Source organism: Streptomyces antimicrobicus, assembly GCF_020532625.1.
Lineage (GTDB): Bacteria > Actinomycetota > Actinomycetes > Streptomycetales > Streptomycetaceae > Streptomyces > Streptomyces antimicrobicus.
The window spans coordinates 1-15,183 of the sequence record NZ_JAJAUY010000080.1 but is presented as its reverse complement, the minus strand read 5'-3'; the positions used below and the strand labels follow the sequence as shown (position 1 = coordinate 15,183).

Sequence of the window (15,183 nt, the reverse complement as noted above, 5' to 3'; positions counted from 1 at the left end):
CACTCGCTAGGGTCATGACGTGTTCCGAGCGCTCCGCTCCCAGCCGCCGCTGGGAGGTCCCCCCAGGCGCGCACGTCGTCCCGGCGCGGTGCGTACGTGCGTGCTCCTCGTCCTGCTCGCCGGATCCGGCGCGGCCATCTTGGACCTCGTACGGGAGCAGACCGGCACCCCGGGGTTCTTCGTCGGCCTGGGTCTGGCCCTGCTGCCGGTGCCGCCGCTCCTGGCGGCCTTCCGGTGGCTGGGCCGGGCCGCGCCCGGCCCCTGGCGCCAACTGCTGTTCTGCTTCGGCTGGGGTGCCTGCGCCGCCGCGCTGATCGCCATACTGGCCAACAGCTTCGCCACGGAGTGGATAGCCGCGGCCGCCACCGACCCGTCCGACGCCGACCAGCTCGGCTCGGTCGCGATCGCGCCGGTCGTCGAGGAGAGCGCCAAGGCCGCGGCCCTGCTGCTCGTCCTCGTCTTCCGCGGCCGCCACTTCACCGGGCCCGCCGACGGTTTCGTACTGGCCGGGTTCACGGCGACCGGCTTCGCCTTCACCGAGAACATCCTCTACCTGGGCAACGCGTTCGGCGAGGACCTCGGCAGCGGCGTGGGCGTGCTGGATTCGATGACCGCCGCCACCTTCTTCGTGCGGATCATGCTGTCGCCGTTCGCGCACCCGCTGTTCACCGTGCTCACCGGTCTCGGCTTCGGCGCGGCGGTGCTGGCCGACCGCCGCCGCGCCCGGATCGGGCTGCCGCTGCTCGGCCTCACCGGGGCGATGGTCACGCACGCCGTGTGGAACAGCTCCTCCGAGCTGGGCGAGTACGGCTTCTACCTGGTCTACGGCTGCGTGATGGTCCCGGTGTTCGCGCTGCTGCTGTGGACGGCCCTGCGCGCGCAGCGCCGCCAACTGCACACGCTGCGCGGCGAACTGGCCGTGTACGCCGCCGCCGGCTGGCTGGACCCGGCCGAGGTGCCGGCCCTCGCGTCGCTGCCCGCGCGGTCGTTGGCGCGTTCGCTGGCGCGGCGCGGGGGCGGCCGGGCCGCCGCCCGTACCGTCGCCGCGTACGAGGCGGACGCCGCGGCCCTCGCCCTGTTACGGCACCGGGCGCGCCGCGGCGGACCGCGGCGGGTGCCCGACTTCGTGGACCGGGAGGCGGAGTTGCTCGGCCGGCTGTCCGGCCGCCGGGCGGCGGCCGGGCCGGTGCTGTGCCGGGCGGCCCTGCTGGAGGAGCTGGTGCCGGCGCCGCGGCCGGTCGCCCGTCAGACCTCCAGGCCCTTGGACTCCAGCCAGGCCATCGGGTCCACGGTGGAGCCGCCGCTGGTGCGGACCTCCAGGTGGAGGTGGGGGCCGGTGACGTTGCCGGTGGCGCCCACCCGGCCGATCGTGGTGCCGGCGCCCACCGAGCCGGAGGTCACCGACATCGACGACAGGTGGCAGTACCAGATCTCGGTTCCGTCGGGCAGTTCCAGCACGATGCGGTAGCCGTACGCGCCGGAATAGCCCGCGGAGACGATCTTCCCGCCGGCCACGGCCTTGACGGGGGTACCGGTCGGGGCGGCGAAGTCGAGGCCGGTGTGGTGCCCGGAGGACCACATGGAGCCGGCGGCGCCGTAGGTGGAGGTGATCGTGTACGAGGAGGTGGGCAGGAAGTAGCTGCCGGCCGGGGCCTGGGGGGTCTGCGCCTCCTGGGCGGCCTTCGCCTCGGCCGCCTTGGCGCGGGCCTCCTCCTCGGCCTTGGCCTTGGCGTCCGCCGCCTCCTTGGCGGCGGCCTCCTCGGCGGCCTTGCGCGCGGCCTCCTGCTTCTCCTTGGCCTCCTGCGTGGCCGCGTCCCGCGCGGCCTGCTCGGCGGCGGCCTTGGCGACGGCCGCGGCGGCGTCCGACTGGGCCTCGGCCTGCTGCAGGATCCGGCTGCGCAGCGCCTCGCCGGCGCCCGCGCCGGTGACCGTGTCGACCGCGCCGCGCACCTGCCGGCCGGTGCCGCCGTGGCCCGCGTCGGCCGCCTCGCCGGGCGCGTCGTCGTCGCCGGTCAGCGTGGCGAGGGACGGCAACGACGGCATGGATATGGAGACTTGGGGCCGGTCCTGCGCGGTGGCGATGCCACCCGCGCCGACCGCGGCGATCACACCGACGCCGAGGACGGTGGAGCTGCGGGCCAGGCCCCCGCCGCGCTGCTTGGCCACCCGGTGCCGGCCGCGTACCGGACGGACGGAGTCCTCGGTGGGGTTCCACTCACCCCACGCACCGGCGCCGGTCGACTCCGGATCCTCGATGCCTTCGGGGGCAGGCGCGTTGGGCACCACCGGGCCACACTCCTCGTCGCGCGCACGCGCAGGCTGCCGCCTCTGACGGCGGCGGGGGACGGCTGCGGTGCGTTATCGAAAGGTAATAGAAGCGGAGGTGTGATTCCAAGCTGTTGCGATTGATCGTTCCGGAAATCGGCCACGGGCCGACCACCCAGCGGCCGATCATGGCCCGGACTTTGACGTACAAACCCCCTCAACACGGGCGATCCGGCGTCGATTTCGTCATCTCTTCAGCCACACAAGCATCATGATTCTCCGTCAAACTGCTTGCGCAGCGCGCCTCTTCCCTCACGCATCGTGACGGCTCCGGATTGCCGTCGCGGCCCGCCGGGTCCGCTGCTCCGGCTTCCGCTTCCCCGGCCGGGCCACCGCGAGCACCGCCATGTCGTCCGTTCCCCCGCCGCCCACGTGCCGGCGTACGTCGGCCACGAGCGCGCTGAGCAGTTCCTCGGGCCCGGGGAAGATCCGCCCGCGCAGCCGCCCCGGCGCGTCGTAGAAGAGCCCGTGCCCGTCCCGGGCCTCGCTCACCCCGTCGGTGTAGAGCAGCAGCGCGGCCCCGGCGGGGAAGGGCCACTGCCGGGTCCGGTCCGGCCAGCTGCCCAGGTCCCCCATGCCCAGCGGCAGCGCCGGCTCGGCCGGGGCCAGCACGTCCAGGGAGCCGTCCGGGTGCAGCAGCAGGGGCTCGGGGTGGCCCCGGTTCAGCAGCCGCACCACCTCGTGGCCGGGCGGGATCTCGGCCAGCACACAGGTGGTGAACCCCTCCACCGTGTCCAGGTCGTCGCGGCGCGCCCCCTCCCGGCGCAGCGCCCGCTCCAGCCGCTGCGCCAGCCGTTCCAGGGTCGGCTCCTGCTCCGCCGCCTCCCGGAACGCCCCGAGCACCACCGCCACGGCCCCGACCGCCCCCAGCCCCTTGCCCCGTACGTCGCCCACGGCGAGCCGGACCCCGTACGGGGTGTCCTGGACGGCGTAGAGGTCCCCGCCGATCAGCGCGTCCGCCTCGGCGGCCTCGTACCGCGCCGCGATGTGCAGTCCCGCGATGCGCTCGGCGGGCACGGGCAGGACGGCCCGCTGGGCGGCCTCGGCCATGCCGCGCGCGGAGGCGAGCTGCCGCCCGCTGCGCCGCACCACGCGGTTGATGGCGAGGGCCAGGCCGGAGACGGTCAGGACGGTGACCAGCTCGGTCAGCGCCTCCGCCTTCGAGGTGGTGCCGTGGTAGGCGTGCAGCGCGACGACGGCGAGGGAGGCGAGCGAGCCGGTCAGCAAGGTGGCGCGGAAGCTGAAGAAGGGCGCGGCGACCAGCGGGGCGGCGGAGAAGAAGGGGGCGCCGGTGAAGCTGGGCGGGCTGAGCAGGTCGAAGACCAGGCCGACGACGATCAGGCCGGCGGGGAGCATCCGCAGGAAACCGGCGGCACGCCCGGGCCGGCGCCCACCTCGACCGGGCCCGCGCCCGCGCCCACCTCGACCGGGCCCGCGCCCGCGTCGAGGTGCGTGCCCGTCACCGTGGCTGTCACCGTGCCTGTGCCGGTGCCTGTGCCCGTACCCGTACCGGCCCCGCCCGCTCAAGGTCGTCTCCTGCCCGCCGCCGCTTCGTCCCCAGGCTGTCGGCAGCGGCGGGCGGACGGCGACCCGGCCGGGGCGATCGGGTGAGGCAGGCGGGACGCGTGCGGACGGGAAAACGCCGGAAGGCCCGGATCCTCGAAGAGGACCCGGGCCTTCCGGACTTCAGTAGCGGGGACAGGATTTGAACCTGCGACCTCTGGGTTATGAGCCCAGCGAGCTACCGAGCTGCTCCACCCCGCGTCGGTGAACACCACCTTACGCCATCCGGGGACCCCCCACCGACCATTTACGGGCCCGCCGCCCCAGGGGTCACAAAGAGGCCGCGAACTTGGCCAGGTTGGTGCGCAGCCGCTCGATCTGCTCCTCCAGCGTGAGCGTCTCCTCGAACCGGCCGCCCCCGCCCTCCGGCTGCTTCAGTCCGCGCACGTAGAGGGAGCAGGCCAGGTCGGTGCACATGTACAGGCCGACGGAGTTGCCGTCGCGCCCCTCCTTGCCGCGCTTGCGCGCGGTCATGAGGGAGACCCCGCTGCCGGCGTGGACGGTCATGCACAGTCCGCAGATGCTGCGGTGCAGCAGGCTGCGACGGGTCGCGGGGAAGCGCAGGGCGATCCCGGTCAGGGTGCCGTCGAGGTCCGCCACCAGATAGCTGCGGTCGGGTGCCGACAGGTCGCGCCAGCCGAGGAAGTCCAGGTCGTCCCAGCGCTGGGAGTCCAGGTCGCGGGGGATCGGCAGGCGGGCGGCCTCGCCCTTGGAACAGTTCAGGAAGGAGCCCCGGATCTCCTTCTCGGTGAGTGACTTCATATGCTCCACGCTAGATTTCCTAGATACCCTAGGCAAACGGTTTTCAGCGCCCCGCCCGGCGGCCGACGACCTGACCGGGCAGGACGGACACCCCTCACCTCAGCAGGAGCGGCCCGGTGCCCCGAGCAGGCCTCACCCCCCAGCGCCTCGTCGAGGCGGCGGCGGACCTCGCGGACTCCGCGGGGCTCGACCGCGTCACCATCTCGGCCCTCGCGCGCGGCTTCGGCGTCAAGGACGCGAGCCTGTACTCGCACATCCGCAGCCTCGACGACCTGCGCGCCCGCCTCGCGGTCCACTGCGCCGCCGAGTTCGCCGACCGCATCGGCTCGGCCCTGGCCGGGCGGTCCGGGCGCAGCGCCCTCACCGCGTTCGCCGACGCCTACCGGGGCTACGCCCTGGCCCACCCCGGCCGCTACGCCGCCGTCCAGCTGCGGCTGCCGGCGGACGTCGTGGCGGCGTCGCCGGGGCACGCCAAGCTGGTGGAGTACACGGGCGCCCTGCTGCGCTCGTACGGCCTCGGCGAACCCGACCTGACCGACGCGGTCCGGCTGCTGCGCAGCACCTTCCACGGCTTCGCCGCCCTGGAGGCCGCCGACGCCTTCGGCGCGCCGCGTCCGGTCCAGGAGTCCTGGTCCCGCGCGCTCGACGCCCTGCACTCCCTGCTGACGCGGTGGCCGACGGCCTAACCGAGCGGGACCGCCTGCAGGTGGTAGGTGGTGTCGACGCAGAAGTCGTCCGCCCTGCCCTGGATGGTCAGCACGTACTCGCCGGGCGTGAGCGGGTCGAGGAGGCCCCACAGCCCCCAGGCGACCCGGGGCGTACCGACGGCCAGGAAGCGCCGGGACGTCGCCTGATGCAGCATCAGCGGGATCCCGTTCAGCTCCGCCCGCGCCAGCGACACCGGCAGCCGCAACGGCTCGGGCCGCAGCCCCCACGCCGGGCGCTGGGTGTTGAGCACGGGGAAGAACAACGGCCGGTCCACCGGCACCGTGCACCGGCGCTCCACGCGCCCGCCGTAGGTCCCGGCGAGGAACCAGACGTCGGAGGGCTGCCGCCAGTGCGCGTGCTCACCGGTGCGGTCCGCCACGGGACTGCGCCCGGCCGGCGCCGAGAGCGCCCACTTCCACCACCGCGCCGCCAACACCCCGGACTCCACCCCGCCCACCCGCAGCTCCCACCCTTCACACACCGGCTGACCAGGCATTCCCACGCACTGTATCGCGCACGTGTACGACGGGTGTACGGAAAAGCCGCCCAGGCGTGGCCTCGGCCCGCCGGATCACCCGCCCTCGACGGAGGCAAGGTGTCGGCGCAGCTCTGCGACGATCTCTCCGACGCCGCCCTCTGCCGGGAGCGGCCACGTATCCTGCTCGCCGTTGGCCATGGCCAGGCTGCTGGCGAAGCGTACGAGGTGGGGTGCCGGGACGACGGAGTCGCGTAGCCAGCGCGCGAAGACGGCGGCTTCGTCGGCAGTGACGTCGGTCAGCGTGACGAAGGCGTACTCGGGTCTCGGCATCGCCGCCGTCCCGTCGATCCACACGTCCGGTGCCAGTTCGATCTCGAAGTCCAGGACCCTGAGACGGTGCACTCCGGAGATCCTGTACTCCACCGTGAGCTCGGGGAACGCCTGCCGTAGCGCCCTCTCCAAGGACTCCAGGGTGGTGCCCCACGCCGCCTGGTCCTCCTCGGGCGGGTAGAAGGCGAAGTTCGTGCGGATGTTCCGTTCAGCAGACACTGTCTTCCTCTGTCTCACGGCACGTATCGCGTCGAGCCGGGCGTGCCCGTCATCGCCATCATGGACTGCCAGTACGCCGCGTTGTCCCGGCCGTTCGTCACGATCTCCAGCCCGCGGATCTCACTGTTCGCGGGATTGGCCATGGCCTGCTTGTACCGCACGAGTTCCTTTTCGTCTCCTGCGTACATGGCGTCGACGACAGGGTCCCAGGCGATCTTTCCCTCGGCGTTCACCTTGACCGGTTTGGCAAGGGTGTCCTCGACACGGTCCAGTGACCGGAAGCTCTTCTTCTTGCAATCCGGATCCCGGACGTGCTTGGCCTCGACGAGGTACCCGTCCTGGGGCCGGACGCCGTCCACCATCAGCCCGCGGTTCTTCCCGGCCAGTGGCACCTCTCGCTCCGGGTATCCCGCTGTCCGTAGCTGGTAGGCGTTGTCGGGGTCGGTGGGACCACCCCCGCCGGCGAGCCCCCCGGGCCTGAGCGAGTTCATCCACATCCGGAACTGCTGCTGCTCCGCGGGGGTGAGCGGCCGTGTCGTCCCGGGTACCGGCGGAATCGGGTCGGCGAACGGTATGCCGGGATCCACGGGGTTGACCGCCGGCAGCAGGGTAGGCGGGCCGGCGTAGGAGGCGAGCCTGAGCGGTACCGGGACACGGATGAGCGGCGGAACGAAAGGCACTCCTGGGAGCGGCGGAGCCCCCGGCCCCTCCCCGTCCGGAAGCCTCACCCGGCCGGCCGACGAATCGAGGGCATGGGCGACTTCCCCGAGGTCGCGTATCCAGGGATCGGTGAGCACCGCGTCGTGCAGCCCGCCGTCGAAGCCGTTGCCACCGAACATCGGTTGGTCCCAGGGCAACTCCACCCGGAGCAGCTCGTTCTTGTGCTCCTGGATCTTCACCTTCGCCGCCGCGACATGCTCGGCGTACCGCTCGCACGCCTTCGCGAGCTGCATACACGCGGCGACCAAGTTGGTGACCAGCGGGTCGTCCTCCTGGGCCTTCGCCGGAGGGCAGCTGAATCCGACTTGGTGGGTGAAATACGTCTGGAAGGAGTCGGCTGCCTCCCCCGAGTGTGCCTTCCTCGCCGTGGAGGCGTACGCCTGGGCGTCTTCGAGGAACCGCTGCATCAGGGAGCCGGCGTGCCGCCAGGAGCCGGCGACGCGACGGATCTTCTCCGGGGAGCCCCGAAAGCGGTCACTCCTCCCGCTTGGGGCGTACTGCGTGTACCAAGCGGTCTCGCCGACCACGTCGGGAAGCTCCTGCCCGAGGCCGAGGTAGCTTTCCGTGCAGTCGGCGCCCGGGTCACCCATGCCCACGGTCAGGTCGACCTGCCTGCCCAGAAACGCCGAGACCTGTCGGCTCTCCTCAGCCATGAACTCACGAGCGTTGCGCATCAGGGCGCGGCTGGTGGCACCGAGGACGTGGGAACTGAACCCCATCTTGTCCAGCGTCGTGGCCGCCGCAGGGCCGTAGACCTTGGCGAATGACCGGCCGGCGTGGTCGTCGCCTGCCATCCCCTTCTGCCCAGCGAGCTCGTGCCCCAGCGCGATGGCGGTATCGCGGGCCCCCCACATCGACTCCAGCAGCCCCATTGACCCGCGGATCATGCCGTCCGCGATGAACTGCAGGTCAGGCGTCAGTCCGCTCACCGTGAGCCCCTCCCCTCGCGGACGTGAGCGAACAAGCTAACGGACGCCGCTGCCGCGGCAGCACGAGTCAGCCCACCTCGACCGGAAAGCGCCACCCCCTTGGCGTGCTGGAGCCGCCGCTCGTGCCTGGTGCAGGGTGCTTCCGCACATGACGAAGCGCCCCACCCGGCAGAAGCCGGGCGGGGCGCTCGGGTGCGGGCCGGAAGGACGGTGTCCCCTCGCCCGCGAGGCGTAGGCCATGTCGGACTCGAACCGACAACCAATGGATTAAAAGTCCACTGCTCTGCCAATTGAGCTAATGGCCCGCGGCATGCTCACCCCAGAGCATAGCCCCAGAGGGGCTCGTGGCCGATCGGGTATCGGCGGTGTGCCTTCCACGGGCCGTCAGCAAGGGGCCGTAGGAGGCGGACAGGGCCCGTACGGGAGTCGTACGGGCCCTGTCGCGGGGTCCAGTCAGCGGCCGGGGTCGGCCGGGGGGCGCGGCGCCGGATCAGCCGTTGCGCTTCCAGCGCGGCTTGTCGTCGCGGCGGCCGAAGGAGCCGGACGGGCGGTGGTCGTCGCGGCGGCCGTACGGGCGGTCGCCGCCACCGGAGCGGAAGCCGCCCGAGGGGCGGTCGTCGCGGCGGTCGCGGTTGTACGGGCGGTCGCCGCCACCGGAGCGGAAGCCACCGGAGGGACGGTCGTCGCGGCGGAAGCCGCCACCGCGGTGGTCGTCGCGCCGGTCGTCCCGGCGGAAGCCGCCCTCGCGGCGGTCGTCACGACGCTCGAAGCCACGGTCGTCACGACGGTCCTCGCGGCGGAAGCCACGGTCACCGCCGCGGTCACCGCCACGCTCGTCCCGGCGCTGGAAGCCGCGGTCGCCACCGCGGTCGTCGCGGCGGTCACGGCGCTCGAAGCCGCCCCGGTCGCCCCGGTCGTCGCGGCGCTCGTACGAGCGCTCCGCGCGCTCCTCCTGCGCCGGCGCGGCGGCCAGTTCGGCGGCGACCTCGGCCTCCGCCGCCTCCGCGGCCTCGGCCACGGCGGTCTCCGGGTCCTCACCGCGCTCGCGGGCGGCCCGGGCGACCAGGCGGTCGGCCTCCTCGCGCAGCTCGCCGGCCCGGCGCTGCAGGCGCTCCAGCTGCTTGGTGAGCTCGGCGACCTCGCGCTCGGCCTGCTTGGCGGCGTTCGCCGCCGAGTCGGCCTGGACCTCGGTCAGGGAGCGGGCGCCGGTGATCTCGGCGACCTCCGGGTCGAAGGCGCCGGCCCCGCCGACGATGTGGCGCGAGGCGTCGACGCCCGCGTCCTCCATCAGGCGGAAGATCTGGCGGCGCTGGTGCGGCAGGGCCAGGGAGACCACGACACCGGAGCGGCCGGCGCGGGCGGTACGGCCCGAGCGGTGCAGGTAGTCCTTGTGGTCACCGGCCGGGTCCACGTTCAGGACCAGGTCGATGCCGTCGACGTGGATACCGCGGGCGGCGACGTCGGTGGCGACCAGGACGTTGACGTAGCCGTCCTTGAAGTCGGCCAGCGTCCGGGTCCGGGCGCCCTGGGTCATGCCGCCGTGCAGCGCGTCCGCCTTCACGCCGGAGTCGCGCAGCTGCTCGGCCACGCGGTCGGCGCCCAGCTGGGTGCGGACGAAGATGATGGTGCGGCCCTTGCGGGCGGCGATGGCGGCGGTGACCGGCGCCTTGTCCTTGGGCTTCACGACCAGGACGTGGTGGGTCATCGTCGTGACGGCGCCGGCGGACGGGTCGACCTCGTGCGTGACCGGGTCCACCAGGTAGCGCTTGACCAGGGTGTCGATCTCGTCCTCGAGGGTGGCCGAGAACAGCAGCCGCTGGCCACCGGTCGGCACCTGGTCGAGGAGCTCGGTGACCTCGGGCAGGAAGCCGAGGTCGGCCATCTGGTCGGCCTCGTCGAGCACGGCGACCTGGACCTGCTCCAGGGAGCAGGCGCCACGGTTGATGATGTCGCGCAGGCGGCCGGGCGTGGCGACGAGGATGTCGACACCGCGCTCCAGGGCGTAGATCTGGTTGCCCATGGAGGTACCGCCGCAGACGACCTTCATCTTCAGGCCGAGCACGTCGCCGTACGGCTGGAGGGCGTCCGCGACCTGCATCGCGAGCTCGCGGGTCGGGGTCAGGATGACGCCGCGGGGCTTCTTCTTGTCGGTGTGGCCGCCGGCCAGGGTGGCGAGCAGCGGCAGACCGAAGGAGAGGGTCTTGCCGGAGCCGGTGCGGCCGCGGCCCAGGATGTCCTTGCCCGCCAGCGCGTCCGGGATGGTCGCGGCCTGGATCGGGAAGGGGGTGGTGACGCCGTTCTGGGCGAGCTTGCGGACCACGCCCTCCGGCAGACCGAGGTCGGCGAAGGTGATGGTCGGCTCGTCGTCCTCGGCGAGGTCGTCGTCAGCGGCTACGGCCGCGACCGCGTCGACGTCGGCGAGGTCCGCGACGTCAGCCTCGAAGGCCTCGAGAGTCTCGTCGACCGCAAGGGTCTCGACGGCCTCGATCGAGTCGTTCTCGGGCATGACGGCACGGTCGGAACTGGAAATGGACATGCGAATGCGAAACCTTCCGGAGTCTCGGCACGCGCCCAAACTCCGTGAATCGCAAATTCGACCGCCTCAATGCGGTCAGCCACGGCAAGGGAGAGTACGCGCCACACGGCGCTCTTCGGGTTCGGCGCCGGGCAATGGGATCAAACGATCTATAACCATACGCACCCTCCCCCCACCCTGGCAAGTCGGCTCCGGCGACCGGCGCCCCGACCGGCCCTGCGCCGCCCGGCCGGCCCCCCGCCGCGCACCGCGGGCCGGCACCGCGCGCCCACGCCGTTCGGCCGGGCGCACGCCGCTCAGCTGGGCCTACGCGAGCTCAGCCGGTCGGCGGCTGCGGGTCCGGCGGGGTCGGCTGGGGGTCGCTCGGGGTCGGTGTGGGGTCCGTCACAGGGGGCTCCGAGGAGGGCGTCGGAGCGGGCGGGGTCGGCACGGAACCGCCCGATCCGCCGGAACCACCACTTCCGGTCCCGGGCTGCTGCGGCCCGGGACCGGTGCCGGGACCCCGGCCCCCGGCCCCGCCGGAGCCGGCGGACGGCGAGGGTCCGCCCGGCGCCCCCGCCGGCGCGCCGGGCGTCGGAGAGGCCCCCGGTTGCGGTTTGCCGGTCGCGTCCGCCTTCGCGTCCTTGCCCTCCACCCCGGTCCTCTTCCCGTGCCCGGCACCGTGACCGGTCGCCCCGCGCCCGGCCCCGGCCCCGCCCTCCGCCTGCGCGGCCGCGCCCCGCTGCCCGGCGGGGGAGGACGGCCCCGGCCGGGCGGCGTCGTCGCTGACGCTCATGCAGCCGGCGCTGGCGGCCAACGCCAGCGCGGTGAGGGCGAGTCGGAAGGAACCGGCGAGGGGGACGCACGGGGCGGAGCCCGGGCGGGAGGCACCGGGGCGGGAGAGGACCGAGCGCGAGGGGCCCGGGCCGGAAGAGGACACGGAAGCGGGGAACGGGCGCACGCGGCACCTCCAGAGGACGACGACGTCCACGTCCGGACGGCGTCCGCGGTCAGCGGGTCAATCCCTTCAACTCCCGTTGCCCCGTTAGGGACACGCCCCCGCGCCGCCCGCCGTCCGCGGGCCGGGGCTCAGCCCGCGACCAGCAGCCGCGCCACCCGCCACCCCAGTGCGGCGGCACCCAGCCCGACCAGCACCGACGCCGCGACGTTCGCCGCCGCCGGCAACCACCGCCCCCGCTCGGCCAGCCGCAAGGTCTCGTAGGAGAACGTCGAGTACGTCGTCAACGCCCCGCACACCCCGGTCCCCAGCAGCAGCCCCACCCGCGAGGAGGCCCCGCCCGCCAGCAGGGCACCGGTCAGCGCGCCGAGGACCAGGCTGCCGACGGCGTTCACCGTGAAGGTCCCCCACGGGAACACCGAGTCGTGCCGGGCCTGCACCGCACGGTCCGTCAGATAGCGCAGCGGCGCGCCCACGGCACCCCCGAGCAGCACCAGCAGCCAGTTCACCGGCCCCGCCCCCGGCCCGGCCCTCCTGCGCGCGGCCGCACCCCGGCCCGTACGCGCCCGCGCACGGCCCCGCGGGTCAGCCGGGCCGCCGCCGTCACGGCGGCGAGCGCCGCGGCCACCGTGGCCCCGGCGTACCCGAGGGCGAGCCCGCCGCGCCCCTCGTCCAGCAGCCGCACGACGTCCACGGCGTACGTCGAGAAGGTGGTGAACCCGCCGAGCACGCCGACCCCGAGGAACGGCCGCACCAGCGGGTGCGCCGTCCGCCCGCCCTCGCCCACCAGCACCATCAGGACGCCGATCAGCGCGCAGCCGGCCGCGTTGGTCCAGAAGGTCGCCCACGGGAAGGCGCCCGCCCCGGCCGGCCACAGCAGCGCCAGTCCGTAGCGCGCCGCCGCGCCCAGGGCCCCTCCCGCCGCGACGGCCGCGAGGACCGGCGCCTGCGGCTCGGCGGCCTGGGCGGGGACGTGGAGGTCGACGTCCGGATCGATCGCCTCCGCGCCGGGGACCGGCCGGGTCACCCGTACCCCAGGGCGTGCAGCCGTTCGTCGTCGATGCCGAAGTGGTGGGCGATCTCGTGGACGACCGTGATCTCGGTCTCCTCGACCACGTCCTCGCGGCTCTCGCAGATCCGCAGGGTGGGGTTGCGGTAGATCGTGATCCGGTCCGGGAGCACGCCGGCGTACCACTCACCGCGGTCCGTCAGCGGGGTCCCCTCGTAGAGCCCGAGCAGCTCCGGGTCCTCCGCGGGCGGCTCGTCCTCGACGAAGACGGCCACGTTGTCCATCAGCCGCGTCAGTTCCGGCGGGATCCGGTCCAGGGCCTCGGCGACGAGTTCCTCGAACTCCTCACGACTCATCTCCAGCACCCGGCCATTCTCCCCCCGGAGGGAGCCCCTCCCGCTCGCCGGGAGGAAACCGTTTTGGCGATAGCTCCCCGCATCCCATATGCTTCTCACGTCCCCGACGCGCTGGAAAGCGCCCAGGTGGGCCCTTAGCCCTCATCGTCTAGTGGCCCAGGACGCCGCCCTTTCAAGGCGGTAGCACGGGTTCGAATCCCGTTGGGGGCACGCACAACCTGTGCGAGACTTGTTCTCGCACGCACATGGTCCTGTGGAGCAGTTGGTTAGCTCGCCACCCTGTCAAGGTGGAGGTCGCGGGTTCAAGTCCCGTCAGGATCGCTGAGGCTCGAAAGAGTCTCGTGGCTGGGTAGCTCAGTTGGTACGAGCGATCGCCTGAAAAGCGATAGGTCGCCGGTTCGACCCCGGCCCCAGCCACCACCGGAAGGCCCCGTCCATCGGACGGGGCCTTCCTCGTTCCGCCGAGCGGCTCCCGCTACCGCTCCGCCTTCTCGTTCCGGCCGTCATCCGCACGGCCGCCGTCACCCGCACGGCCGCCGTCACCCGCACGGCCGTCGCCACCCGCACCGTCGCCGTCACCCGCACGGCCGCCGTCCTCGGCGGTCCGCCGCGCGCCGCGCCGCCAGCGCAGGGCGCCGACGGCCAGGGCGACCGCCGCCACCAGAGCCAGCGGCACCCAGTCCGGCACCCCCTCGGTGACCGACCTCACCCACTCCTCCACCGCGAACGAGTCGTCCACGTCCAGCAGCCCGGGCAGCGCGCTCGCCCCGTCGAACACCAGGAAGAGGACGCCCAGGGCGATGAAGAACGCGCCCGACAGCAGCGAGGTCGTGTGCAGCTCCAGCCGGCCCACCGAGAACGCCCGCCCGCGCAGCCAGCGCCGCCGGCCCAGGTCGAACCGCTCCCACAGCAGCGCCAGCACGAACAGCGGCACGGCCATTCCCAGGGCGTACACGGCCAGCAGCAGACCGCCGTAGACCGCGTTGCCGCTGAGGCCCGCCACCGTCAGGACGCTGCCGAGGATCGGGCCGGCGCAGAAGCCGGCCAGCCCGTAGACCGCGCCCAGCGCGTAGACGGACAGCGCGGTCGTCGGACGGATCCGCCCCGACAGCTCGGTGAGCCTCCTCGGGGCGAAGCCCAGGCCGAGGACCTGGGCGACGCCCAGCGCGATGATCAGCCAGCCGCCGGCCAGCACCAGCTGCTCGCGGTGGCCGTGGAAGAACCGGCCGGCCGACGACGAGGCCGCCCCGAGCGGCACCAGGGTCGTGGCCAGGCCGGCGTAGAAGATGCCGGTCCTGGCCAGCAGCCGCGAGGTGGAGTCGATCGAGTACGCGAAGAAGGCGGGCAGCAGCAGCGCGCTGCACGGGCTGAGCAGCGCCAGGAGGCCGCCCAGCAGGGCGGCCAGATAGCCGATCCCGGTCACCGTGCCGCCGCCCTGGCCTGCTCGACGGCCTGGGTGAAGGCCGCCAGCGGGCGGGCGCCGGCGATCGGCCTGCCGTTGATCAGGAAGGACGGGGTGGAGGAGACCCCGATGCGGTAGCCCTCCTCCTGGTCCCTGGTGAGCGCCTCCTGCGCCTCGGGGCCGGCCATGTCCTTCTTGAACCGCTCCAGGTCACCGACCCCGGCCTCGCGGGCCAGCTCCAGCAGCCGCTCCTCGCCGAAGCCCTTCTCCTTGGAGCCCTCGGCGTAGGCGGCGGCGTGGAACTGCGTGAAGCGGTCCTGCCGGCCCGCCGCCCAGGCGGCCTTGGCGGCGGCCTCGGACTCGGCGCCGAAGATCGGGAAGTTGCGCCACTCGATGCGCAGGGTGCCGTCGGCGACGTACTTCTTGATCAGCTCGGGCTCGGTGTCCCGGGCGAACTTCCCGCAGTAGCCGCACTTGAAGTCGGAGTACTCGATCAGCACGACGGGGGCGTCGGCGCGGCCGACGGCGAGCTTGTCCCCGGCGTCGCGCCGGGCCAGCTTCTGCAGTTCGGCCCGGGCCGGCAGCTCCTCGCCGGCGGAGGCGGAGCTGCGCGGGCGCGCCGCCCGGCCGTCCTCGGGGGCGGTCGCCTGCCAGGAGGCGAGGCCGAGGACCACGGCGGCCAGGGCGACACCGAGGGAGATCAGCAGGGGCTTCTTGGAACGGGACGGGGACACGGAACCTCCGGTTGCGGGTGGGAGCCACGGGGCGTCGCTGCGACGGCCCGACGGGGGGGGGGGGGGAGCGGGCGACGGCCCGGTCCTAGACCCGCAACACCGAAAGCTCCACCGGTCCGGGGGCCACCCGCGCGGCTCCCCGCGGGCCGGGCACCACCGGCGGGACGTACGCCGC

At 73.6% G+C, this 15,183-nt stretch carries 13 protein-coding genes, 5 tRNA genes and 1 pseudogene; 5 read left to right on the top strand and 14 right to left on the bottom strand.

All coding sequences use genetic code 11. The features are described from left to right. Positions 1 to 19: 19 nt before the first annotated feature. A pseudogene (locus LG632_RS19620) lies at positions 20 to 799 on the top strand (PrsW family intramembrane metalloprotease); the annotation flags it as partial. 446 nt (positions 800 to 1,245) lie between these two features. Here the strand turns inward: LG632_RS19620 and LG632_RS30585 are convergent. The 4 genes from LG632_RS30585 to LG632_RS19600 form a co-directional block, all read right to left on the bottom strand. Continuing rightward, entirely contained in the window at positions 1,246 to 2,286 is a 1,041-nt protein-coding gene (locus LG632_RS30585) for a M23 family metallopeptidase (protein ID WP_374203515.1), read from the bottom strand. 291 nt (positions 2,287 to 2,577) lie between these two features. Then, positions 2,578 to 3,687 carry a PP2C family protein-serine/threonine phosphatase gene (locus LG632_RS19610; protein ID WP_445271392.1) on the bottom strand — a complete coding sequence of 370 codons (1,110 nt, stop codon included), beginning with the start codon at positions 3,685 to 3,687 and terminating at the stop codon, positions 2,578 to 2,580. 328 nt (positions 3,688 to 4,015) lie between these two features. After that, a tRNA-Met gene (locus tag LG632_RS19605) sits at positions 4,016 to 4,089 on the bottom strand. A gap of 69 nt (positions 4,090 to 4,158) precedes the next feature. After that, entirely contained in the window at positions 4,159 to 4,650 is a 492-nt protein-coding gene (locus LG632_RS19600; protein ID WP_226728660.1) for an FBP domain-containing protein, read from the bottom strand. A gap of 116 nt (positions 4,651 to 4,766) precedes the next feature. On the opposite strand from LG632_RS19600, the gene LG632_RS19595 reads away from it, so the two are divergent. Beyond that, complete coding sequence (locus tag LG632_RS19595; RefSeq protein ID WP_226728659.1) at positions 4,767 to 5,336, top strand: TetR/AcrR family transcriptional regulator; 570 nt, start codon at positions 4,767 to 4,769, stop codon at positions 5,334 to 5,336. Here the strand turns inward: LG632_RS19595 and LG632_RS19590 are convergent. The 8 genes from LG632_RS19590 to LG632_RS19555 all read right to left on the bottom strand — a co-directional run bounded on the left by LG632_RS19590 (position 5,333) and on the right by LG632_RS19555 (position 12,881). After that, positions 5,333 to 5,854, bottom strand: coding sequence for a hypothetical protein (locus LG632_RS19590; protein ID WP_226728658.1), 522 nt, complete (start codon positions 5,852 to 5,854; stop codon positions 5,333 to 5,335). The genes LG632_RS19595 and LG632_RS19590 overlap by 4 nt on opposite strands. A gap of 75 nt (positions 5,855 to 5,929) precedes the next feature. Further along, entirely contained in the window at positions 5,930 to 6,403 is a 474-nt protein-coding gene (locus LG632_RS19585; RefSeq protein ID WP_226728657.1) for a hypothetical protein, read from the bottom strand. Beyond that, positions 6,400 to 8,034, bottom strand: a complete 1,635-nt coding sequence (locus LG632_RS19580) for a restriction endonuclease fold toxin-2 domain-containing protein (protein WP_226728656.1) — start codon at positions 8,032 to 8,034, stop codon at positions 6,400 to 6,402. Before LG632_RS19580 ends, LG632_RS19585 begins: the two co-directional genes overlap by 4 nt. Positions 8,035 to 8,266: 232 nt before the next feature. Beyond that, a tRNA-Lys gene (locus LG632_RS19575) sits at positions 8,267 to 8,339 on the bottom strand. 185 nt (positions 8,340 to 8,524) lie between these two features. After that, entirely contained in the window at positions 8,525 to 10,570 is a 2,046-nt protein-coding gene (locus LG632_RS19570) for a DEAD/DEAH box helicase (RefSeq protein WP_226728655.1), read from the bottom strand. A 1,068-nt stretch (positions 10,571 to 11,638) separates the two neighbouring features. Then, positions 11,639 to 12,016, bottom strand: a complete 378-nt coding sequence (crcB, locus tag LG632_RS19565) for a fluoride efflux transporter CrcB (protein ID WP_226728654.1) — start codon at positions 12,014 to 12,016, stop codon at positions 11,639 to 11,641. Beyond that, entirely contained in the window at positions 12,013 to 12,534 is a 522-nt protein-coding gene (locus LG632_RS19560; protein ID WP_226728653.1) for a FluC/FEX family fluoride channel, read from the bottom strand. Before LG632_RS19560 ends, crcB begins: the two co-directional genes overlap by 4 nt. Beyond that, positions 12,531 to 12,881 (bottom strand): metallopeptidase family protein, encoded by a 351-nt coding sequence (locus tag LG632_RS19555; protein WP_226728652.1) that lies wholly within the window; start codon positions 12,879 to 12,881, stop codon positions 12,531 to 12,533. Before LG632_RS19555 ends, LG632_RS19560 begins: the two co-directional genes overlap by 4 nt. Before the next feature lie 128 nt (positions 12,882 to 13,009). On the opposite strand from LG632_RS19555, the gene LG632_RS19550 reads away from it, so the two are divergent. The 3 genes from LG632_RS19550 to LG632_RS19540 all read left to right on the top strand — a co-directional run bounded on the left by LG632_RS19550 (position 13,010) and on the right by LG632_RS19540 (position 13,292). Further along, positions 13,010 to 13,082 (top strand) — tRNA-Glu (locus LG632_RS19550). A gap of 37 nt (positions 13,083 to 13,119) precedes the next feature. Continuing rightward, a tRNA-Asp gene (locus LG632_RS19545) sits at positions 13,120 to 13,193 on the top strand. A 22-nt stretch (positions 13,194 to 13,215) separates the two neighbouring features. Then, positions 13,216 to 13,292 (top strand) — tRNA-Phe (locus LG632_RS19540). 55 nt (positions 13,293 to 13,347) lie between these two features. Here the strand turns inward: LG632_RS19540 and LG632_RS19535 are convergent. Further along, positions 13,348 to 14,295 (bottom strand): cytochrome c biogenesis CcdA family protein, encoded by a 948-nt coding sequence (locus tag LG632_RS19535; RefSeq protein WP_226728651.1) that lies wholly within the window; start codon positions 14,293 to 14,295, stop codon positions 13,348 to 13,350. After that, positions 14,292 to 15,008: a DsbA family protein gene (locus LG632_RS19530; RefSeq protein ID WP_226728650.1), complete on the bottom strand. Its 717-nt coding sequence runs from the start codon at positions 15,006 to 15,008 to the stop codon at positions 14,292 to 14,294. Before LG632_RS19530 ends, LG632_RS19535 begins: the two co-directional genes overlap by 4 nt. Positions 15,009 to 15,183: the final 175 nt, after the last annotated feature.